Annotated in this window: 19 protein-coding genes; 13 read left to right on the plus strand and 6 right to left on the minus strand. The window is 73.0% G+C overall.

The window, feature by feature from the left end; translation table 11 throughout:
- The first annotated feature begins 71 nt into the window (after positions 1-71).
- The 7 genes from AB0B63_RS09240 (at position 72) to AB0B63_RS09270 (ending at position 5,544) form a co-directional block, all read left to right on the plus strand.
- Positions 72-1,313: a cytochrome P450 gene (locus tag AB0B63_RS09240; RefSeq protein WP_357016193.1), complete on the plus strand. Its 1,242-nt coding sequence runs from the start codon at positions 72-74 to the stop codon at positions 1,311-1,313.
- A 56-nt stretch (positions 1,314-1,369) separates the two neighbouring features.
- Entirely contained in the window at positions 1,370-1,600 is a 231-nt protein-coding gene (locus tag AB0B63_RS09245; protein ID WP_208566830.1) for a (4Fe-4S)-binding protein, read from the plus strand.
- Positions 1,600-2,346: an SDR family oxidoreductase gene (locus AB0B63_RS09250; protein ID WP_357016196.1), complete on the plus strand. Its 747-nt coding sequence runs from the start codon at positions 1,600-1,602 to the stop codon at positions 2,344-2,346. Before AB0B63_RS09245 ends, AB0B63_RS09250 begins: the two co-directional genes overlap by 1 nt.
- A gap of 196 nt (positions 2,347-2,542) precedes the next feature.
- Positions 2,543-3,379 (plus strand): alpha/beta hydrolase, encoded by an 837-nt coding sequence (locus AB0B63_RS09255; protein WP_357016199.1) that lies wholly within the window; start codon positions 2,543-2,545, stop codon positions 3,377-3,379.
- The gene (locus AB0B63_RS09260; RefSeq protein ID WP_357016202.1) at positions 3,372-3,941 is read left to right on the plus strand and encodes a TetR-like C-terminal domain-containing protein; all 570 of its coding nucleotides are present in this window, start codon (positions 3,372-3,374) and stop codon (positions 3,939-3,941) included. The genes AB0B63_RS09255 and AB0B63_RS09260 overlap by 8 nt, the downstream gene beginning before the upstream one ends.
- Positions 3,938-4,312: a DUF4260 family protein gene (locus tag AB0B63_RS09265; RefSeq protein WP_357016205.1), complete on the plus strand. Its 375-nt coding sequence runs from the start codon at positions 3,938-3,940 to the stop codon at positions 4,310-4,312. Before AB0B63_RS09260 ends, AB0B63_RS09265 begins: the two co-directional genes overlap by 4 nt.
- Positions 4,313-4,611: 299 nt before the next feature.
- The gene (locus AB0B63_RS09270; protein ID WP_357016208.1) at positions 4,612-5,544 is read left to right on the plus strand and encodes an aldo/keto reductase; all 933 of its coding nucleotides are present in this window, start codon (positions 4,612-4,614) and stop codon (positions 5,542-5,544) included.
- 110 nt (positions 5,545-5,654) lie between these two features.
- Here the strand turns inward: AB0B63_RS09270 and AB0B63_RS09275 are convergent, their stop codons facing one another.
- Positions 5,655-6,653, minus strand: a complete 999-nt coding sequence (locus AB0B63_RS09275) for an alpha/beta hydrolase (protein ID WP_357016211.1) — start codon at positions 6,651-6,653, stop codon at positions 5,655-5,657.
- Between the two features lie 301 nt (positions 6,654-6,954).
- On the opposite strand from AB0B63_RS09275, the gene AB0B63_RS09280 reads away from it, so the two are divergent.
- Positions 6,955-8,322, plus strand: a complete 1,368-nt coding sequence (locus AB0B63_RS09280; protein ID WP_357016214.1) for an FAD-dependent monooxygenase — start codon at positions 6,955-6,957, stop codon at positions 8,320-8,322.
- 173 nt (positions 8,323-8,495) lie between these two features.
- A complete protein-coding gene (locus tag AB0B63_RS09285) occupies positions 8,496-9,455 on the plus strand; it encodes a hypothetical protein (protein WP_244252064.1) in 960 nt (319 codons plus the stop codon).
- Between the two features lie 139 nt (positions 9,456-9,594).
- Here AB0B63_RS09285 and AB0B63_RS09290 read toward each other — a convergent pair whose 3' ends face one another.
- The gene (locus tag AB0B63_RS09290; protein ID WP_244252065.1) at positions 9,595-10,596 is read right to left on the minus strand and encodes a LacI family DNA-binding transcriptional regulator; all 1,002 of its coding nucleotides are present in this window, start codon (positions 10,594-10,596) and stop codon (positions 9,595-9,597) included.
- A 205-nt stretch (positions 10,597-10,801) separates the two neighbouring features.
- On the opposite strand from AB0B63_RS09290, the gene AB0B63_RS09295 reads away from it, so the two are divergent.
- From AB0B63_RS09295 to AB0B63_RS09310, 4 genes are all read left to right on the plus strand, one after another.
- A complete protein-coding gene (locus AB0B63_RS09295) occupies positions 10,802-12,196 on the plus strand; it encodes a PHB depolymerase family esterase (protein WP_357016218.1) in 1,395 nt (464 codons plus the stop codon).
- 287 nt (positions 12,197-12,483) lie between these two features.
- Positions 12,484-13,551, plus strand: coding sequence for a hypothetical protein (locus AB0B63_RS09300; protein WP_357016221.1), 1,068 nt, complete (start codon positions 12,484-12,486; stop codon positions 13,549-13,551).
- Between the two features lie 117 nt (positions 13,552-13,668).
- Positions 13,669-14,367 (plus strand): SDR family NAD(P)-dependent oxidoreductase, encoded by a 699-nt coding sequence (locus tag AB0B63_RS09305; protein ID WP_357016224.1) that lies wholly within the window; start codon positions 13,669-13,671, stop codon positions 14,365-14,367.
- Between the two features lie 300 nt (positions 14,368-14,667).
- Positions 14,668-16,761, plus strand: a complete 2,094-nt coding sequence (locus tag AB0B63_RS09310) for a cellulose binding domain-containing protein (protein ID WP_357016227.1) — start codon at positions 14,668-14,670, stop codon at positions 16,759-16,761.
- Positions 16,762-16,819: 58 nt separating this feature from the next.
- Here AB0B63_RS09310 and AB0B63_RS09315 read toward each other — a convergent pair whose 3' ends face one another.
- From AB0B63_RS09315 to AB0B63_RS09330, 4 genes are all read right to left on the minus strand, one after another.
- On the minus strand, positions 16,820-18,715 hold the full coding sequence (locus AB0B63_RS09315) for a CocE/NonD family hydrolase (protein ID WP_357016230.1): 1,896 nt from the start codon (positions 18,713-18,715) through the stop codon (positions 16,820-16,822).
- 135 nt (positions 18,716-18,850) lie between these two features.
- Positions 18,851-19,762, minus strand: coding sequence for a sulfotransferase (locus tag AB0B63_RS09320; protein WP_357016233.1), 912 nt, complete (start codon positions 19,760-19,762; stop codon positions 18,851-18,853).
- Positions 19,763-19,765: 3 nt separating this feature from the next.
- Positions 19,766-20,803, minus strand: coding sequence for a sulfotransferase (locus AB0B63_RS09325; protein ID WP_357016236.1), 1,038 nt, complete (start codon positions 20,801-20,803; stop codon positions 19,766-19,768).
- On the minus strand, positions 20,800-22,044 hold the full coding sequence (locus AB0B63_RS09330; protein WP_208566670.1) for a glycosyltransferase: 1,245 nt from the start codon (positions 22,042-22,044) through the stop codon (positions 20,800-20,802). The genes AB0B63_RS09325 and AB0B63_RS09330 overlap by 4 nt, the downstream gene beginning before the upstream one ends.
- Positions 22,045-22,224 lie beyond the last annotated feature (180 nt).

A 22,224-nucleotide genomic window follows, 5' to 3' on the forward strand; every position in this document is an offset into this window, starting at 1 on the left:
GTACGCCGTCGGCTCCGCGTGCCGGGTCGCCACCGTCCGGGCCCACCGACGCACACCGCGAAAGGACCGTGATGACCGTCAACAGCACATACGCCGCCGATGCGGCGTCCACCGGGGAGGCACCCGACTTCCCGATGCCCCGGACCTGCCCGTTCGCCCCTGCCCCCGAGTACGTCGGGCTGCGCGCCGAGGCGCCGGTCAGCCGGGTCCGGGTGCCGGACGGGCAACTCGCCTGGCTGGTCACCCGCTACGCCGACGTCCGCCGGCTGCTGACCGACCCCCGGGTGAGCGCCGACCGGTTCCACCCCAACCTGCCGCTGACCGAGCCGGTGACCCCGCAGACCCGGCGCAACATCGCCGCGGTCGGCCGCTCGCTGATCGGGCTCGACCAGCCGGAGCACGGTCCGCAGCGGCGGATGCTGATCGGTGACTTCACGCTGCGCCGGGCGCAGGAGATGCGTCCGCACATCCAACGCACCGTCGACGAGTGCATCGACGCGATCCTGGCCGGGCCGAAACCGGTGGACCTGGTCGCCGCGTTGGCGTTGCCGGTCCCCGCCTCGATGATCACCAAACTGCTCGGCATGCCGTACGAGGACCGCGACCTGATCGTGCGCAGCGCCGACGCGCAGCTGCGCCGGACGGTCTCCGCCGAGCAGCGCCAGCAGACCAGCAGCGAGCTGCGGGCCTACGTCGACCGCCTGGTGACCGCCAAGGAGGCGGAACCGACCGACGACCTGCTCGGCCGGCTGGTGGTGCAGAACCGGCAGACCCCGCTGTTCGACCACGACATGCTCGTCGGGTTGGCGATGCTGCTGCTGGTCGCCGGCTTCGAGACCACCGCCAGCATGATCTCCCTGGGGGTGGCCGGGTTGTTGGAGAACCCCGACCAGCTCGCCGTGGTCACCGGTGATCCGGCGGCGATGGGACTGGCGGTGGAGGAGCTGCTGCGCTACTTCACCGTCGTGGACGCGCTGCCCCGGGTGGCCACCGCCGACATCGAGGTCGGTGGGGTGACCGTCCGGGCCGGCGACGGGCTGCTGTTGTCGTTCGCCTCCGCGAACTGGGACACCGACGTCTTCCCCGACGCGGAGGTGTTGGACGTCCACCGGGGCGCCCGGCACCACATGGCCTTCGGCTACGGCATCCACCAGTGCATCGGGCAGAACCTGGCCCGCGCCGAGCTGGAGATCGTCTTCCGTTCCCTGTTCACCCGGATCCCCGGGTTGCGGTTGGCCGAGGAGCTCGACGGCCTGCCGTTCCGCAAGGAGTCGAACATCTACGGCCTCGACCGGCTGCCGGTGACCTGGTGAGGGAGACCGCGGTGGAGGGGGGTGACCCGGTGGGCGCGGAGGAACCGACGACGACGCTGGTGGTGAGCCGTGGCCTGTGCATCGGCGCCGGGCAGTGCGTGCTGTCCACGCCGGACCTGTTCGACCAGAGCGAGGACGGCCGGGTGCTGCTGCGTCGGCAGCCGGTCGACACCGAGGAGGCCCGGGTCGCGGTCGACCTCTGCCCGTCGGGCGCGCTGCGGCTGGCCGCCGGGCGGTCCGGGCCGGTCGTCGACGACCAGGACGCCACGGCGAAGGGGTGGGGCTGATGACGGGCACGGGTAACCGGATCGCCGTGGTGACCGGCGGCGGGCGGGGCATCGGGCAGGCGATCTGTCAGGGCCTGGCCCGCCGGGGCATGGACGTGGTGGCGGTGGACCTGGTCGACCCGATCGAGACGGTGGCGCTGGTGGAGGGCGAGGGGCGCAAGGCCCTCGGTGTCACCGGGGACGTCTCGGACCCCGACGAGGTGGCCCGGATCGGCGCGGAGATCACCGCCGGGATGGGCGGCTGCCACGTCCTGGTCAACAACGCCGGCATCTATCCGGCCAAGAACATCTTCAAGCTGGAGTACGAGGCCTGGCGCAAGGTGCTGGCGGTCAACCTCGACTCGCAGTTCCTGATGACCAAGGCGGTGCTGCACCACATGTGTGAGGCGCGGTGGGGGCGGATCGTCAACCTCACCTCCAACTCGGTCGGTCTGGCCCTGCCCGGGTTCACCCACTACATGGCCAGCAAGATGGGGGTGATCGGGTTCACCCGGGCGCTCGCCAGCGACGTCGCCTCGTACGGCATCACGGTCAACGCGGTCGGGCCGACGCTGTCGCGTACCCCCGGGCTCGCGGAGAGCCCGATGGCGGGGGCGGCGCAGGAGCACGTGGCGGCGATGCAGGCCATCAAGCGGCCGGGCGAGGCGCAGGACGTGGTCGGCACGGTGGCCTTCCTGGCCAGCGACGACGCCGCCTTCGTCACCGGGCAGACCATCATGGCCGACGGTGGTCTGGTCCGGCTGTGAGCCACACCGGGCCACAGAGTCACTTTTGAGGCATTAGATACTAATTTGTGAGGATCGTCCGACCGGACCGGTGTGCGGGTTTCCTGATCCCGCCCGCCGGTCCGGCTGGCGTGCTGAGCTGGTCACGAACCCCGTCGACCTCCTCCCGGCAGCAAAAGCTATTGCGGTTAGCTTTTGAGCTAGCTAAGCTAGCCTCATGACCGGTTCCCGGAACACCGACCCGCCCCCGACCCGCCACCTGCACCGCGCCGAGGGCCGCATCGCCTACGACGTCCAGGGCAGCGGCCCGCTCGTGGTCCTCGTGCCCGGCATGGCGGAGCTGCGCTCGTCGTACCGTTTCCTCACCCCGACCCTGGTCGACGCCGGCTACACGGTGGTCACCACCGACCTGCGCGGCCACGGCGACAGCGACACCACCTTCACCTCCTACGGCGACCCCGAGACGGCCGCCGACATCAGCGCCCTGATCGACGAACTCGGCCGACCGGCCGTCGTCGTCGGCAACTCACTGGCCGCCGGTGCCGGCGTCATCGTCGCCGCCGAGCACCCCGCGCAGGTCTGCGGGCTCGTGCTCGTCGGGCCGTTCGTCCGCAACCCCCGACAGCCGCCGGGCATGCGGAGCCTCTTCCACCTGCTCATGTCGCCGCTGTGGGTGGCCCGCGTCTGGAAGGCCTACCTGCCCACCCTCTACGCCGGCGCCAAGCCGGCCGACTTCGCCGAATACCGGGCGGCCGTCGTGGCCAAGCTCCGGCAGCCCGGCTACGGCGCGGCGTTCTCCCGCACCGCCCGGCAGACCGACCACCGCTTCGCCGAGGCGCGGCTCGCCGAGGTGGACACCGCCGTGCTGGTCGTCATGGGCGAGCGCGACCCCGACTTCAAGGACCCGGCGGCCGAGGCGGCCTGGATCGGCGAGACCCTGCGCGGTGAGGTCGTCATGGTGCCCGACGCCGGCCACTACCCGCAGTCCCAGCAGCCCGAGCTGACCGCCCGGGCCGTGCTCGACTTCCTCAGCAGGGTGCACGCCCGTGCCTAGGGCCGGCCTCACGACCGACGTCGTCGTCGCGCGCGGCGCACAACTGCTCGAAGCCCACCCCGCCGACGAACTGACCCTCGCCGCACTCGCCGACAGCCTCGGCGTCCGCGTCCCGTCGCTCTACAAGCACATCGACGGCCTTCCCGGGCTCCGCCGGGGCATCATGCTCCGCGCCAAGGCGAACCTGTCGGCGACCGTCGCCCGGGCGTGCATCGGCCGCGCCCGCGACGACGCGGTCCGCAGCCTGGCCGCCGCCTACCGGACGTGGGCCCGGCAACATCCGATGCAGTACCCGATGACCATCCGGGCACCCGAACCCGACGACGTCGAGGACCAGCAGGCGAGCGCCGCAGCCCTCCAGGTGATCTACAGCGTGCTCGCCGGCTACCAGCTCCTCGGCGACGACGCGATCGACGCCACCCGGTTCCTGCGCTCGGTCATCCACGGCTTCGTCAGCCTGGAGACGGTCGGCGCGTTCAAGCTCGCCGCCGACCTCGAACGCAGCTACGACAGGGCCGTCAACAGCATGCTGACCGCCTTGGAGAACTGGAAGCACCCGTGAGCGCCGGGCCCGCCCGGGGCGCCCCGCCGGCCACCCCGGTGCCGGTCCTGCACCGCGCCGAGGGCGCAGCCGTCGCCGGGGCCGCCGTCGTCCTGCTCGTCCTGACGGGCTTCGCCTGGTGGTGGCTGTTCGCCCTGTTCCTCCTCTTCGACCTGTCGATGCTCGGCTACGCGGTCGACCACCGCGTCGGCGCGATCGTCTACAACCTGGGACACACCTACGTCGCCCCCTTCGTCCTGCTCGCCGGGTACGGCCTCGCGCACGCCCTCGACGCGACCGGATGGTCGGTGCTCGCGCTCGTGGCCGCCTGCTGGTTCTTCCACATCGGCGTGGACCGGGCACTCGGCTTCGGCCCGCGTCCCCTGCACTGAACCCGGTCGACGGCACCGGGTCGGCGACGCCCCCGCAGCCCCGCACGGAACCCGCCGACGGCACCGGGTCCGCGACGCCCGCCGCACGCCCCCGGCGCGTCCCGGCCGCCGCGTGGCGGCCACCACCAGGCTCACGCAGGGTCACCCGGTGCCCGACACGCTGCACCGGCCTGCCCGATGGTGACCGGGTCGTCCGGAAGGATGGCCGACGGGTGGCGGGCGTCCCGCCGGCTCCCGCCGCCCGGCAGACCCGCACACACGGACGTCGCCCCGCGCGGCGTCCCCCGAGGGGAGCAACGGTGACACTGTCGGACAGGCTCGCACCGGAGGCCGGCCGGCTCCGGCTGGGCGACGGGTCGAGCGTCAACCGGTTGGGCTTCGGCACCATGCAACTGCCCGGTCCCGGTTCCTTCGGCCCCCCGGACGACCACGCGGCCGCACTGACCGTGCTGCGCAGGGCCGTCGAGCTGGGGGTGAACTACCTCGACACCAGTGACTTCTACGGCCCGCACGTGGCCAACGACCTGATCCGCGAGGCCCTCCACCCGTACCCCGACGACCTGGTGATCGGCACGAAGATCGGGGTGGTACGCGACAACTGGGGCGACTTCGTGCCCGCCGGGGCCCCCGACCAGCTGCGGCGGCAGGTGCAGGAGAACCTGCGCCGGCTGGGCCGGGACCGGTTGGAGCTGGTCTACCTGCGGGTCGGCGGGGACGGGCTGCTCCGCCCGGGCGGGACCCGGTTCTCCGAGTCGTTCGCGATGCTGGTGCGGCTGCGGGAGGAGGGCCTGGTCGGCGACGTCGGGCTCAGCGGGGTCACCCTGAAACAACTGGACCAGGCCCGGGCGACGATCCCGATCGCCGCGGTGCAGAACCGGTTCCACCTGCTCGACCGGGACTGCCTGGACGTGCTGCACCGGTGCACCGAGGAGCAGATCGCCTTCGTGCCGTACTTCCCGCTGGGTGCGGGGCTGCTCAGCGGGCGTACCGGGCGACCGCAGCTGCCGTTCGGGCCGGACTTCAGCGCCACGCAGCGGCGTACCGTCGACCGGATCGCCGACGGGCACGACGCCACCCGCGCGCAGATCGCGATCGCGTGGTTGCTGGCGTACTCACCCGCGATCCTGGTCATTCCCGGCACCAGCTCGGTGCGGCACCTCGAGGAGAACATGGCCGCGGCCCGGATGCGCCTGACCCCGGCGGACCGCGCCGCGCTCGACGCGCTGGCCTGACCCGCTCCACCCGGGCGCCCACGTCCCGGCCGGCCGGCCGGCGGCACCCGCGCCGGGCCCCGATCCGCCGGTGCCCCGCACGTACGACGTGCGGGGCACCGGGCCGTGGATCAGGCGGCGCAGCCGGCCAACGCCGGAGTCGGAGTCGGCGCCCCGGGCAGGCCGAGGAACAACCTGGTGCAGTCGATGAGGAACCGCGGGTTCTCCTCCGGGACCCAGTGGCCCGAGTCCGGTACGACGACCTGCCGCACGTCGGTGGCGACCTGCCGGTAGGAGGCGGCGACCCCGGGGCCGAAGGAGAATGCCGCGCCCATCGCCACCACCGGCACGGTCACCGGCTTGGCGGCGGCCTGCGCCCGGTTGTCGGCGATGTCGGCGTCGAACGCCCGGTAGTACTCGTAGCCGGCCGTCCGGTCGGCCGGGTCGCGGTAGGCGCGGTAGTAGACCGGCCGGTCGATGGTGTCGTGCTGGGACGAGAAGTCGAAGATCCGGTCCAGGTAGACCGGGACGTCGTCGTTGTCGATGAGCAGCTCGGGCGTCGGCGCCGGGGTGGCGTTGAACAGGAAGTGCCAGCTGCGGCTGTAGAGGTCCTCCAGGCCGAAGCCGGAGAGCGCGGTCTCGATGACGATCATCCGGGACACGTCGGCCGGGTAGTCCCGCGCCCACGGGTAGGCCACCAACGCGCCGACGTCGTGACCGAGCAACTCCACCCGGCCGAGGCCGAGCTGCTGGGTCGCGGCGTGCAACCGGCGGGCGGTGGTGGCCTTGTCGTACCCGCCGGCCGGCGCGGCGGAGTCACCCAGACCGGGCAGGTCGAACGCGACGACCGTCCGGCCGGCGCGCAACGCCGGCAGCACCGGCCGCCACGCCTGCCAGGTCTGCGGCCAACCGTGCAGCAGCACCAACGCCGGTCCGCTCCCCCCACGCACGTAGTGCAGCCGGGTCCCCTCGACCTCGACGAAGCCGTGCCGGAACCCGGGGGGCAGCGCCCGGTCGGCCGTCCCGGCCGGACCGGGCGGACCGGCGACCGCGTTGGGGGCGGCCACCAGCAGGAGCACGAGCCCGGCCACGGCGGCGACGACCCGACGCCACGGGTGGCGGCGCGGCACCGGGGCACCGGCAAAGACGGACGTTCGCGGGAAGCGGCGCACGAGGAGTCCTTTCGTCCGGATCAGCACTGTCAGGTGACGCGGAGGCCGCGGCGGGGCAGGCCCCGACCGGCCCGTACCGGACCGGGCGACGGCGCCCCGGCGGGTCGGTACGGTCGCCCCGCAACACGTCGTACGACGACGGATGGGATTCGCGCCGTCGCATCATGTCACCCTTCCCCGGTACGGTGACCACGTCAATGGTCGATGAAGCGCACGTTGCGAGACGACAGGACGACAGCCGTACGCCTAGCGTCGGAGCATGGCGACCGACAGCGCGGTGGTGGTCGGCGCGAGCATCGGCGGGCTGCTGGCCGCCCGTGTGCTCAGCGAGACCCACGGCCGGGTCACCCTGGTCGACCGCGATCCCCTGCCCGAGCAGGCCGCCAGTCGACGCGGGGTGCCGCAGGGCCGGCAGCTGCACGTGCTGCTGGACCGGGGACGGCAGGTGCTGGAGGAACTGCTGCCCGGGGTGACCGACGAGCTGGTCGCGCTCGGTGCGCCCCTGATCGACCTGCACGGCGACGTGCGCTGGTACAACGACGGTTACCTGATGCAGCCGGCGGCGTCCGGGCTGCGGGCGATCGGGGTGGGCCGCCCCCTGCTGGAGCAGGTCATCCGCAACCGGGTGGCCGCGTTGCCCGGGGTGAGCATCCTGCCCGGCCACGAGGTCACCGCCCTGACCACCACGCCGGACCGGCGACGGGTGACCGGCGTACGCGTGCACCGCCGGGCCGACGACCCCTCGACCACCCGGGAACTCTCCGCCGAACTGGTGGTCGACGCCGGTGGGCGGGGCACCCGCAGCCCGGTGTGGCTGGCGGAACTCGGCTACCGCCCCGCCCCGGAGGAACAGGTGCCGGTCGGGCTGACCTACGTCACCCGGCTCTACCACCGTCAACCACAGCAGCTCGACGGGCTGCTCGGGGTCCTCACCAACGCGGTGCCCGGTCGTACCCGCGGTGGGATCGTGGCGGTGCAGGAGCAGGACCGGTTCGCGGTGGCCCTCAGCGGCATGTTCGGCGAGGAACCGCCGCTCGACGACGCCGGCCTGCTCGCCTACGCCGACAGCCTGCCGGCACCGGAGATCGGCGCGTTGCTGCGGCACGCCCGACCGCTCGGTGCGCCGGCCCGGATGCGGTTCCCGGCCAGCGTCCGCCGCCGCTACGAGCGGCTGCGCCGCTTCCCCGCCGGTTACCTGGTCTTCGGCGACGCGCTGTGCAGCTTCAACCCGATCTACGGGCAGGGCATCACGGCGGCCGCGTTGCAGGCGGTGGAGCTGGCCCGGCTGCTGCCCGCCGGGCCGCACGGGCTGGCCCGGCGGTTCTTCCGGCGGGCGGCCCGGGTGATCGACATGCCGTGGTCCATCGCGGTCGGCACCGACCTGCGCTTCCCCGAGGTCCCCGGCCCCCGGTCGGCGCGGGTCCGGCTGACCAACGCCTACGTGCACCGGCTGCACGCCGCCGCCACCGCGAACCCGACGCTCGGTGCGGCGTTCCTGCGGGTACTCAACCTGGTCGACCCACCGCGCCGGCTGCTCGCGCCGACGGTGGCGGCACGGGTGCTGCGCGGGTCGGACGGTTCGGCCCGACGGTTCGACAGGCCGACCGAAGTCGGCACGCTCGAATAAGACCCCACCGGTACGCGTCGGCATGCTGTGAGCGGGCAGCGGTCGCTGCCCGGCGGGTGCGACGACACACGGCGTCACCCGTCAGGCCCGGGGCCCGGTGGGCCGGGCGCCTGCCGGGTCGGGTCGCTGTCGGTCGGCCGTGGGCCCGCCCGGATCGGCAGAGACGAGGCACCATGGCCCTGCGAGAAAGTCCCGAGTCCCCGGCCCCCCGCCGGCCGGTGTCGCCGACGCCGGTGCGACCGGTCTCACCGGCACCCGCCCGGCACGGCACCGCCGCCCTGGTCAGCGCTGTCGCCGGGGTGCTGTTGGCGGTGCTCTGGTCGTTCGAGCTCGTCGACTCGGTCATCGGTGACACGGTGGCCAACAACCTGCTCGGCCACGACGCGAAGGCGACGGCGATCGGCGGCACCGGCGCGGGGCTGCTGTTCGCCTTCGTGTCCGGGTTCGCCGGCACCTTCACCGCCTGCAACATCGCGATGGTCGCGTCGGTGGGGCCGCTGAGCCAGGCCGGATCGCCCACCGGGCTGCGCCACCAACTGCGTACGCTGGTCCGCCCGGTGGGCTGGCTGGCACTGGGGATGATCGCGGTCTCCGCGACGTACGGCGCGGTGGGGGTGCTGATCGGCGACGGCCTGCCGCAGCTGTCCACCGAGACGGTCGGTGGCATGCCGGTCCGGCTGATCCAGTCGTCGGTGGTCTTCGGGGTGATCGGGTTGGTGCTCGCCCTGCTCGGGCTGGGTGCCCTCGGGCTGGTGCCCGACGTGTTCGCCCGGCGGCCGGTGGCCCGGGTGGTGCTCATCGGGGCGCTGATCGGCGGTTTCCTCATCGGACGGCCGTACCCGCTGTTCAACAAGCTCTTCCACTGGGCGGTGGAGACCGGCAACCCGCTGTACGGCGCGGCGGCGTTCACCCTCCAGTCGCTGGGCAACATCGTCATCGTGACGCTGCTCTTCGTCGTCGTCGTGCTGGTCACCCGGGGAGGCTTCCTGCGCTGGATGACCGACCCGACCCGCTCGGCGCTGGTCACCGGCGCCCTGCTGGTCGCCCTCGGCGTCTTCACCGTCGTCTACTGGGACCTCCGGGTCCCGGCGATCTTCGGCATCGGCTGGTTCCCCACCATGCCCTACAACTGACCCACCCCCGCTCCCCTCCCTCCCCACCCCGCCGCCAACCCCGTTGATCAAGAGGTTTGCGTCACCGTTGATCTCCAACCTGACGCAAACCTCTTGATCACCGCCGCCAGGCGGGGGTGGGGTGGGGTGGGGTGGGGGGTTAGGTGGGGGGTGCGGTGACGCTGGAGCGGTGGACCAGGGTGGGGGCGATGGTGTGCCGTTCGACCGCTCCCGGGCCGGCCTCGATCTGGCGTAGCAGCATCGCCAGGCCGGCGCGGGCCACCGCGTCGAAGTCGGGGCGCACGGTGGTCAACGGCGGGATGAAGTACGCCGCCTCCGGCACGTCGTCGAAGCCGACCACGCTGATCTCCTCCGGCACCCGACGCCCCCGCTCGCTCAGCGCCCGCAGCACCCCCAGCGCGAGGTGGTCGTTGGCCGCGAAGATCGCCGTCACCTCCGGCATCCGGGCCAGCATCTGCCCGCAGCGGTAGCCGGACGCCGCGCTCCAGTCGGCCGACAGCACCGGCGGCACCTCCGCGCCGGCCGCCCGCAGCGCCGCCCGCCAGCCCTCGACCCGCCCGGCGCTGTCGAACCAGTCCGCCGGGCCGGAGACGTGCCACACCGTGCGGTGCCCGGCGTCCAACAGGTGCCGGGTGGCCAGCCCGGCCCCCGCCGCCTGGTCGACGGTGACCAGCGCCGCCTCCCGGGCCGGATCGCCGTCGACGGTGACCAGCGGCACCCCGTGCGGCAGGTGGTCGAGCGCCTCGTCGGCCGAGGCCACCGGGGCGATCACCACGATGCCGGCGACCCGGTGGTCGAGGTGCCGCTCCACGGCGGCGGAGATGGACCGCCGGTCGAGGGTGCTGACGCTGCCGACGCTTACCGCGAAGCCGGCCGACGCGGCGGCCTGCTCCAGGGCCGCCAGCAGCGACGCCGGACCGTACAGGGTGCTGTTCTGGGCGACCACCCCGATCAGCTGGGAGCGGCCGGTGACCAGTGCCCGCGCCGCCCGGTTCGGTCGGTAGCCCAGCTCGGCGATGGCCGCGCGGACCCGTACCCGGGTCTGTTCCCGGACGTTCGGGTGGTCGTTGAGCACCCGGGAGACCGTCTGGTGGGAGACTCCCGCGAGGCGGGCGACGTCCGTCATCGCAGGACCACGCATGGGGTCATTATCCACTGGCGTGGTCCCGCCGTTCGCCGGTGTCCACGCCCGGCGGCGACCGGAAGTTCCGGTGGTACGGGTCGCCTTGCGAGCCGACGACAGGCTAACGATACTCATGGATGTTCCTGAGCCGGACATGATCGAGCCGCCGGGCAGCCTCGATCGGTAGATCCGTATGTCCGCGATCCTCCGGAGGAACCCGCCCATGAGATCCAGGATCAAACTCCTCGGCACCGCCCTGGTCGCCGCCGCGCTCACCGCGCTGGCCGCGATCGCCGCCCCCACCCCGGCCTCGGCGGCGGCGCTGACCCAGGTGACCAACTTCGGGGCCAACCCGAGCAACCTCCAGATGTACCTGTACGTGCCGAACACCGTGGCTCCGCGACCGGGCCTGCTGGTGGCGGTGCACTACTGCACCGGCAGCGGCCCGGCGTTCTACTCCGGCACCCAGTACGCGGCCCTGGCCGACCGGTACGGCTACATCGTCATCTACCCGTCGGTGACCCGCAGCAGCAAGTGCTTCGACGTCTCCTCCCCGCAGGCGCTGCGCCGCGACGGGGGCAGCGATCCGGTGGGCATCAAGTCGATGGTCGACTACGTCCGGGCCCGGTACCCCGTCGACCCCAACCGGATCTTCGCCACCGGCACCTCGTCCGGGGCGATGATGACCAACGTGCTGCTCGGTGACTACCCGGACGTGTTCGCGGCGGGTGCGGCCTTCGCCGGGGTGCCGTTCGGCTGCTTCGCCACCACCGACGGTTCGGAGTGGAACAGCCAGTGCGCCAACGGGCAGGTGACGAAGACCGCGCAGCAGTGGGGCGACCTGGTCCGCAACGCCTACCCGGGGTACACCGGCAAGCGGCCCCGGATGCAGTTGTGGCACGGCACCAACGACGAGACCCTGCGCTATCCGAACTTCGGCGAGGAGGTCAAGCAGTGGACCAACGTGCAGGGGTTGAGCCAGACGCCGACGTTCACCGACACCCCGCAGGCCGGCTACACCCGTACCCGGTACGGCGGTAGCGGCGGCACCGCGCCGGTCGAGGCGATCAGCATGCAGGGGGTGACGCACAACCTGCCGGTCGACGCGGCGCAGGCGATCCGGTTCTTCGGCCTGGACGCCCCGCCGACCACCACCCCGCCCCCGACCACGGCACCGCCGACCACCCCGCCCCCGACCACTCCGCCGCCCACCACCACGCCGCCTCCGACGACGCCGCCGGTGCCGACCACCACGCCGCCGACGCCGTTCCCGCCCACGCCCACCACCCCGGGCCCGGGGGCCGAGTGCCGGATCGCCTACACCGTGAACGCCTGGAACACGGGCCTGACCACAGCGATCACGATCACCACCCTCAGGGACACCGGGATCAACGGCTGGAACCTGGCGTTCACCCTGCCCGCCGGGCAGACCATCACCAGCGGCTGGAACGCGACCTACTCGCCGACCAGCGGGGCGGTCACCGCCACCAACGTCTCCTACAACGGCTCGATCCCCCCGGGTGGCTCGGTCAGCATCGGCTTCCAGGCCAACCACACCGGCAACACGGCGAAACCGCCCTTCTTCACCCTCAACGGCTCCCCCTGCGCGGTCGTCTGACCACACCCACCGGCGGTGATCAAGAGCTTTGCGTCAGGAGAACCACTCCGGATGACGTAAACCTCTTGATCACCGCCGCCACTGCCGACGGCGGCGGTCCGCACTAGGGGGTGGGGGTGGTTCGGTGGATGTGGGGACGGGGGTGGGTGGATAGGGTGGCGGCGACGGGGGGTCGCCCGGGGATGCGGGGCGGCGGCCGGCGCGGGAACGGGCGGGTTCGCAGCCCGGTGGGCCAGCCGCAAGCGACCGAGCCGTCGTCACCACCGGTCGTCCACAAGGGAGAATGCATGCGTCTGAATCGATCGATGAAACTGGTGCGGCACCGGTTGCCCGCGTTCGCTCTCGGTCTGGGCGCGGTCACCCTCGTCGCCACCCCCGCCGCCGCCGTGCCGGCGGGCGTCCACCCGGCGGGCCCCGCCACGGGCGTCGCCTCCGCAGCCGCCCGTCCGGGCGACGCGGCGGCGCAGGCCCGCAGCGTGGGCACCGCCACCCGCCCCTCGGCTGCGCGGGCGGCGGGCTGGACGCCGGTGCCGGGTACGGCGCAGGCGCGGTCCGCGCCGGCCACCGCCACCTACGGGGGCGACCTGCACGTCTTCGTGCAGGGCCCCGACGGGCAGGTACGGGTCGACCGGTACGACACGAACACCGACGCCTGGTCCGGCTGGTCCACCGTCCCCGGTGACGCCATGGCGACCTCGGCACCGGCGGCTGCCGTCTACGGCGGGGAACTGCACCTGTTCGTGCAGTCCGACCAGAAGATCCGCACCAACCGGTACGCCCTGGACACCGGCGCCTGGTCCGGCTGGAGCACGGTCGATGGCACCACGTCCGCGTCGTCGGCCCCGTCCGCCACCGTCTACGGCGGCCAACTGCACCTGTTCGTCCGGGGCGCGAACGGCAAGGTCCGCACCAACCAGTACACGCTGGACACCGCCGCCTGGTCCGGCTGGGCAACCCTGGCCGGCCCGACCGGTGCCAACTCGGCCCCGTCCGCCGCCATCTACGGCGGTGACCTGCACGTCTTCGTCCGGGGCACGAACGGCAACGTGCGCACCAACAGGTACTCGCTGGCCACCGGGGCCTGGTCGGGGTGGAGCGACGTGCCCGGCACCGCGCGTGCCGCGTCCGCGCCGGCCGCCCTGGTCTACGGTGGCGGGCTGCACGTCTTCGTCCGTACCGGCGGCGACGACCTGCGTACCGCCTGGTACCTGCAGGACTCCGGCGCGTGGACGGGCTGGAGCACGGTCGACGGCCCGGGCCAGACGATCTCCGCCCCGGCGGGAAGCGTCTACGGCGGTCTGGTGCGGCTCTTCGTCCGGGGTGCCGACGACGAGATCTACCAGGGCCAGCCCTGACGGTTACCGCTCCCACGCCACCCCGTCCACCGATCCGGTGGGCGGGGTGGCTTCGTGTCGCGGGCCGGGCGGTGGTGTGCGCAGTCCGGGCCGGACGGTGGTGGCTAGAGTCCGGGCATGGATGCGCAGGGGCGGCGGGCGGTCGTGGTGGGCAACAGCGACGGCGTCGGGCTGGCCCTGACCCGGCAGCTGGTGGCGGCCGGCTGGACCGTCGCCGGGGTGTCCCGCAGCGGCAGCGACCTGACCGCCCCCGGGTACACCCACCACGTCGCCGACGTCACCGGCGACGCCTACCGCACGGTGCTGGCCGGGGCGGTCGACCGGCTCGGCGGGGTGGACGTGTGCGTCTACGCGGCGGGGGTCGGTGAGTTCTTCGACCTCGGTGACCTGGCGGCGCAGACCAGGGCGTTGGAGGTCAACCTGATCGGTGCGGCGCGCACCGTGGAGGTGGTCGTGCCGGCGATGGTGGCCGGCGGCGGCGGGCACCTCGTGGGCCTGTCCAGTCTCGCCGACGCCGCCCCGTCGGCCCAGGCCCCCGGGTACGCCGCCGCCAAGGCGGGGTTGACGTCGTACCTGGTGGGGTTGCGGGGCGCGCTGCGCCCGCACGGGGTGCGGGTGACCGTCGTGCGGTTCGGGTTCGTCGACACCAAGATGGCGAAGTCACCGGTCAAGCCGATGCTGCTCAGCGTGGAGCGGGCCGCCGACGTGGTGCGCGACTGCCTGCGTACCCGGCCGGCGGTCGTCTCCCGGCCCCGGCGGATGGCCGCGGTGGTGCGGGTGGCCGGGGTCGCGGCGAGGGTGGCTGCCCGGCGTTGAGCCGTCCCGGCCGGGCGACCGGGCCGACCGGCGGCACGGCACGGCACCACCCGGGCCCACCGCCTTGAATTCGCGACGATCGTCGTGGGATTCTGATGCGTCGATGGCTTGCCGCGCGCGGGGCTGACAGTCGTCCAGGGCAACCGGGAGCCGTTGGGTTTCCGGGGGACGGCGACAAGCACGACGGAACGACGCCAGCACTCCCGTCCATCAGTCCCGCCCGCCGTCTCGACGCCCTCGTGGGCGACGCAACCCCGACCGGCCGGGCGGTGTGCTGTGGTGACCCACGAAGGAACCCGTATGAACAGAGATTCCGCCCCGTCGTCGCGCCCGTCGCGTCGCCGGGAGCGCTGGACGGCGCTCGCCGCGAGCCTGCTGCTCGCCACCGGTGGGCTCGCCGTGACCGGCCCGTCGCCCGCCGACGCGGCGGCGGACCCGGTGGCGGTGACCGTCAACGCCAACGCGGGGCTGGCCACCGTGCCGGCCACCGCGTTGGGCGTCAACCACGCCATCTGGGACTCCCAGCTCGGCACGGCCGAGACGTCGGACCTGCTCAAGGCTGCCGGGGTGCGGATGATGCGCTACCCGGGCGGCTCGTACGCCGATATCTACCACTGGCGCGACCACACCGCGCCCGGCGGGTACGTCGCGCCGAACACCGACTTCGACACGTTCATGGCCGCCGCCCGGCGGGTCGGCGCGCAACCGATGATCATCGCGAACTACGGCACCGGCTCCCCCGCCGAGGCCGCCGACTGGGTGCGCTACGCCAACGTCACCAAGGGGTACGGCGCGAAGTGGTGGACGGTCGGCAACGAGAACTACGGCAACGGGCACTACGGGTCGGCCTGGGAGGCCGACGACCACCCCGACAAGAGCGCCAGCCAGTACGCCCGGCTGGTGGTCGACTACGCCGACGCGATGAAGGCGGTCGACCCGAGCATCAAGGTCGGCGCGGTGCTGACCATGCCGGGGAACTGGCCGGACGGGATCACCGCCGGCAGTGACCCGGGCCCGTGGAACCGGACCGTGCTCTCCCTCGCCGGCCCCAAGATCGACTTCGTGGACGTGCACTGGTACCCCGGTGGCACCGCCGCCGAGTCGCTGGCCCGTACGGCCCACATCGACGAGGCGGCCCACCTGCTGCGCGACCAGCTCACCCGGTACGCCGGCCCGAACGCCGCCCGGATCGGCATCAGCTTCACCGAGCTGAACGTCGGCACCGGGCAGAACACCCAGCCGGGTGCGCTGTTCCTCGCCGACGCCTACAGCGACCTGCTGGAGAACGGCGTCTTCACCGTGCAGTGGTGGAACGTGCACAACGGCATCGGCACCGTGTCGCAGGTGGGCGGGCAGACCGACTACGGCGACTTCGGGCTGCTGTCCAGCGGCGGGTGCACCGCCGACAACTCGGTCTGCGAGCCGCCGCTGAACACCCCGTTCGCGCCGTACCACGGGCTGTCGATGATGAACCTGTTCGCCCGGCCGGGTGACCAGTTCGTCCGCGCCGCCACCGACGAGCCGCTGGTCACCGCGCACGCCGTGCGGCGGGCCGACGGGGATCTCGCGGTGCTGCTGGTCAACAAGGACCCGGACAACGCCCACCCGGTCACCATCGACTACGCCGGCTTCACCCCGTCGGCTGCCGCGCCGACGACGTACTCGCTGACCAACGGGGCGTCCGGCGTGGTCACCGGGCAGTCGGGCAGCGCCGCCGGCGCGACTCTGCCGGCGTACTCGCTGACCACGCTGGTGCTGCGGCCCTCGTCCCCGGTCACCGCGCACCCGGCCCCGCCGGGGCAGCCGACCGCGAGCGGGGTGACCGACCGGTCGGCGACGATCTCCTGGTCGCCGGCCCCGCCGAAGGGCGCCCCGATCGCCAAGTACGAGGTGTACCGGCAGAACGGCACGGTCAGCGAGCAGCTCGGTGAGACGGCCGGCACCTCGTTCACCGTCGACAACCTCGTCCCGGGCACCCGGTACACGCTCAACGTGCTGACCCGGGACACCGCCGGGAAGGTGTCCTGGTCGTCGTCGCCGGTCACGTTCACCACCGCCGGCCCGGCCGAGAGCGCCTGCACCGTCCGGCTCACCACGGCCAGCGACTGGGGCAACGGCTGGGTCGGCAACGTCGAGATCGTCAACAACGGGGCGAACCCCGTCGACGGTTGGACGTTGACCTGGAGCTGGCCGACCGGTTGGCAGCAGGTGAGCAGCGGCTGGAGCGCCACCTGGACGCAGACCGGGCGTACCGTGACGGTCGCCAGCACCGACGACAACCGGCGGATCGCCGCCGGGGGCAGCACCACGGCCGGTTTCGTCGGGTCCTACAGCGGCCCGAACGTCCCGCCCACCGGTTTCGTGCTCAACGGCACCCCCTGCACGGTGGGGTGACCGGGGCCGGGTGGCCGTCGGCGCAGCGGTGCTGCGGCGGCGGCCACCCGGGGAGCGGTCAGAGACCTGCCGCGTGGGCGGCGGGGGTGCCGCCGACCACCGGAAGAACGATCTTGCTGCTCTTCAGGGCGACCTGGATGTTCGCGGCGGTGGTGTCCGCCTGGCTGGAGTACTGCGAGTAGCTGGCCACGATGATCACGCCGATCCGGTGGCCCGGCTTGAACACGTAGTCCTCCGGCAGCAGCGGGAAGGTGAAGTTGTACGACTCCCCCACCACCAGCGGCACGGCGGTACGGATCGACTGCCGGTTCTGGGCGTCCATGATGCCCTTGGTGACCAGCTCGTAGTCGGCCGTGGCGACCCGCTTGGCGGTCTGCTTGTAGCAGCCGTCGTCGGTCGGGCTGTTCAACCCCCAGCAGTCCTCGGTGGCCAGGGTGACGATGCCCTCACCGGAGGCCCGGTGCGCCACCCGCTCGTCGGTGCCGTAGTCGACCAGGATCGCCCCGAAGTTGGTGTCGGTCTGGTCGGCCGAGGCCCGCAGCTGCACCGTCGGCGTGCCCGAGATGTGCAGGGGCGCGGTCAGCGGCGCGGACAGGAACGCCAGCCGGTTCGGCTGCACCGTGTCCGGGTTGAGGATCATGGTGTTCTGGCTCTGGGTCCGGCTGTCCTGGAACGCGCCGGTCGCCGGCTTGGCGGTCGGCACCAGCTTCAGGCCGCCGGCCCCGGTGCTGCCGGGCTGGAGGAACACCTCGGTGTCGGCCTTGCCGGGGATCGGCCAGTCGGCGTGGGTCTCCCACACGTCGGCGGCCCGCTCCAGGTCGACCCGGGGCTCGTCCATGATGCCGTTGGCGACCCCGTGCAGCCAGAAGTCGAACCACCGGTGCAGGGTGGACACCCACACCGCGCGTCGCGAGTCGAACGGGTCGACGTGCCCCTCCTGGGAGAGCCACAGCTTGCGCTGGACGTTGTTCTCGGCCAGGGCGTACCAGAACTTGCTGAAGTGGTCCGCGCGGACGTTGTCGTCGTTGAGACCGTGGTAGAGCAGCACGCTGGCGGTCATGTTGGGGACCTTCTTGACGTAGCTGCGCTCGTTCCAGAAGGCGGTGTAGTCACCGGTCTCGTCGCCGTCGGCGGCGGCCATCGCGTCGCGTACCGGCTTGCAGTACTCCCGCCGCTCCGGGTTGGTGACCGTGTTGGCCAGCGACGCCACGTAGCTGTTGCCCCGGGTGACCACCCCGTTGCTGCGTACGTAGTCGTAGTACTCGGTCGGGCCGCTGATCGGCACCACCGTGGTCAGGCCCTTGACGCCGGTCACCGCCGTCGCCATGGCCAGCGAGCCGTCGTACGACTTGCCGATCATGCCCGACTTGCCGTTGTGCCAGTCGGCGGTGACCACCTGACCGGCGGCGTTGCGCGCGGTGGCCCGGCCGTTGAGCCAGTTGATCGCCTGCTTGGCGCTGAGGTTGTCCTGGTTGGCGTTGGTGGTGGGGCAGCCGGTGGAGTTGTTGGTGCCCACCATGTCCAGCAGGATCACCGCGTAGCCGCGCGGCACGAAGTAGTTGTCGTAGAACAGCGGCCACTTGTCGAGCAGGCCGTCGCCGTCCAGGTCGGCCTTGCACTCGGACTCGTTGCCCCGGCAGACCGTCGAGTAGTACGGGCTGGCGTCCATGATGACCGGCACCTTGAGGCCGTTCGCGGTGGCCGCCGGTCGCATCAGGTCGAACGCGATGATGTCGCGCAGACCGTCGTTGTCGCTGTCGAAGGTGGAGTCGATGAACAGGCGTTCCCGGATGGCGTCGCCATAGCCGAACACCGGCTGGGTGACCCCGTCCTGGACCACGATCGTCGGTACGTCCTGCGCCGCCAGCGCCTGTGGTGCCGCGCCCAGGGCGGCGAGCACCATCGCGGACAGTGCGGCCACCCCGGCGCGGAGGGGTGTTCCCAATCGAGCCATGCGGTCTCCTTGAATCTCGGCGAGACCGCGCACGTTATGGGCCGACCGACCGGCACCACCACCTGCACCTGTAGGAACTTTGCCCCGCCCGCCCCGACGACACCGGCCGGGCGGGCGGGGCGGTGGGCGTGCCGGTCAGTCCCGGTAGCCCCACTGCCGCAGCGGCTTGTCCAGCACCCGTTCCACGGCGGCGAGCTGCGCGTCGCCCAACTCCTCGTGGTAGGCGGCCTGCCGCCCGGCGTGGAACCGGTAGCGTCCGAAACCCCGCTCGAACGCCGGTGACCAGTCCAGGCCGAGGAAGTCGAGCATCCGGGCCACCTCGGCGCGCGGGTCGGCGAGCAGATCCTCGTAGCGCACGTCGAGCCACTGGCCCTCGGGGTGCACGGCGCGGGCCTCGGCGAAGGAGTCCATCAGCATCTTCCAGCCCAACGCGGCGAGCACCGGGAACGACCTGTCGTATTCCTCCCACTCCTGGCGCAGGTCGGTCGGCAACGGCCCGAGGAACCAGTTGTCCGGCCCGCGCCAGCCGTCCCACCAGCCCATCTGGAGCCAGGAGTTGGTCACCGCCCGACCGTCGCGGACCACGTTGACCACCCGCAGCTGCGGGTAGCCGGCCCGCAGGAACCCGGTGCGCGGCCAGCCCGTCACGTGGTGCAGCAGCAGCCGGCAACCCTGCCGTTCGATCCGGGCGTCGAAGAAGGCCCGCAGCCGCCGCCGCAGGTACGGGGTGAGGTCGTCGGCCGTCAGGTCCCGGCACGGGCGGGAGAAACCGGCCACCACGTGCCGGTCCAGCAGGTCGTACGCCTCCGACGGGGCGACCCGCAGCCGACCCTTCTCCAGCAGCCGGCGGCTGTGCCGCAGCGACGTCATACCCGCCGGGCGGGGCGCGGAACGCCGGTACAGCGGCCCGTTGAACCGGCCGGCCAGGTTGAGCCGGGACAGCTTGTCGTCGACCCCGGAGACGAACCCGACCCCGGGATGCCGGGACAACAGCTCCTGCACCAGCGTCGACCCGCACCGCCCGGTGCCCACCACCACCGCCAACATCGCTCAGCCCTCCTCGTGCCCGGTCGACCCCGCCCGCCCGACGCCCACCGACCGTCCACCGGTCGCAGCCGGCCCACCCCGCGCGGGCCGCCCCGCCCCGGCCGGTGCCGGGCCGCCCCGCCGCCACGGGTAGCCGAACCGGCGCAGCCCCGGCGCGGTGAGCGCGGTGACCAGCGCGTACGACCAGCGGGACAGGTCGCGCCGCCACTGCACGTCGGCGGTGATCGGCACCGGGCCGGTCCGGTGCCGCGACGGGTTGCCGGCCACCGAGTGCGTCGGCGTCAGCCGTACCGTCGCCGGGCCGGTGAACGGGCCGCCGTCGGGGTCGGCCCCGGCGAAGGCGACGATCCGGCGCAGCGTCGCCTCCGGGTCGGCGGTCAGGTCCTCGTAGCGCACCCGCAGGTAACCCGCCGGTGCACGGTCACCCCACAGCCGGACGGTCACCGTGTTCCAGACCAGCCAGAGCAGGGCCGCCTTCCACACCGGCGGGCGGCTCATCAGCTCCGGGTCGGTGTCGCCGTCGAGGCCCCGGCGACGACGCCAGGAGAAGGCGGTGGCCCGGGGGTCACGCACCAGGTGCAGCACCCGCAGCTCGATGCCGGGCAGCGCGCCGAGCAACGCCCCGTACGGGGGCAGCTTCGACGAGTCGACCACCACCCGCGCCCCGGTGTGCCGGGCCACGGCCGCGTACAGGTCGGCCAGCACCGCGTCGTCGGGGTGCGCGGGCACCGGCCGGAGACCGCGGCGGTGCCGGCGCAGCAGCGCGGGCAGCCCGCGCATCCGCAGCCGGCCGCGCAGCCCGGCGGCGATCGCGGCGGCCCGGTCGGTCGGCAGCTCCCGGCGCACCCGGTCCCACAGCGGGCAGTCCCGCAGCGGCCGGCCACAGCCGCAGGGCCGGTTCTCCAGCTCCCCGCGCTGCCACAGGTACCGCAGCTCCCCGGCGGCGAAGACCCCGTCGTACTGGCCGAGCACGGTGGTGACCAGGGTGCTGCCGCTGCGTCCGCTGCCGGCCAGGTAGAGCACCCGCACCGGCGGGTTCACACCGGCTCCCGCACGGCCTGCGCGGCGCTCGCGTAGACCTCCCGCAGCCGGGTCAGGTGCGCCTGCGGGGAGAAGTCCCGCTCCACCCGCGCCCGACCGGCCCGCCCCATCCGGTACGCCCGCTGCGGGTCGGCCAGCACCCGGTGCAACCCGGCGGCCAGCGCGACCGGGTCGTCGGCGGGCACCACCTCACCGTCCACCCCGGGGGTCACCAACTCCGGCAGGCCACCCAGGTCGGAGGCGACCACCGGAACCCCGCAGCCGTACGCCTCCAGCACCGCCATCGGCTGGTTCTCGTTCCACCGCGACGGCACCGCCACCACCGTGGCCGAGCGGACCAGCTCGTGCAGCCGGGCCTTGTCCAACCGGCCGTGGAACCGGACCCGGCCGGGGGCCCGCCGCCGGGCCAGCTCGGTCAGCCCGTCGCGGGCCGGGCCGTCCCCGGCCACCTCCAGCACCACGTCGTCGGGCAGCCGGGTGAGCGCCTCGATCAGCACGTCGACGCCCTTCTCGGCGGCCAGCCGACCGGCGAAGACCACCGGCCCGCCGGGTGCCGTCTTGACCGCCGTCGCGGCGACGTCGACGAAGTGCGACACCACGTGCATCCGGTCGGGGAAGACCCCGGCCCGGCGCATCACGTCGGCCAGGAACCGGCTCGGGCTGACGAACGCCTGCACCGGCCCGTACGCCCGGGTGGTGCGGTGCAGCCACGACTCGACGGCGAGCAGCGAGCTGGCCCCGAACGAGCCGTCCTTGCAGCGGCGGCGGGCCGCGCGCAGCGGACCGCCGGTCACGCAGGCGTCGCAGACCGCGCCCCGGTCGAGCATCTGGTAGCTGGGGCAGGCCAGCTTGTAGTCGTGCAGGGTCATCACCGCCGGCACCCGGGCGGCGCGCACCGCGGCCAGCACCGACGGGGAGAGCTGGTGGTAGATGTTGTGCAGGTGCACCACGTCGGGCCGGAACTCGTCGAGTACCCGGGCCAGGCCCCGCCGGCTGGCCGGAGACCAGATCATCCGGGCCGCGACCGCCGCCCGGGCGCCCGCGCCGCGTGGCGTCGGGTCCAGCTCCACGTGGGACGGGAAGTGCCTGGCGTACGGGGTGGGCGCGTCGTTGTCCGGGTGGGTCATGCCGAAGAAGGCCACCTCGTCGCCGTCGCCCCGTTGCAGCTCGGCGACGTCGAGCAGGTAGCCCTCGGCGCCGCCGCGCCGGTAGAGGAACTTGTTGACGTGGAGGACACGCATCGGCCTGCTCCGGAGGTGGCTGCTGGGGTCCGTCGGGGGTCGGGAGGTGGGGTGGTCGCCCCGGACAGCAGCGGTGACCAGGGGCCCCACCGTATGCAACACCGGTGTCGTGAGTCCAGCTCATGATCCCCAAGTAGCCACACGGCCCATCGCCGGCTGACCACACGGCCACGTGGTCAG

It is taken from the genome of Micromonospora sp. NPDC049081, assembly GCF_040648835.1.
GTDB lineage: Bacteria > Actinomycetota > Actinomycetes > Mycobacteriales > Micromonosporaceae > Micromonospora > Micromonospora antibiotica.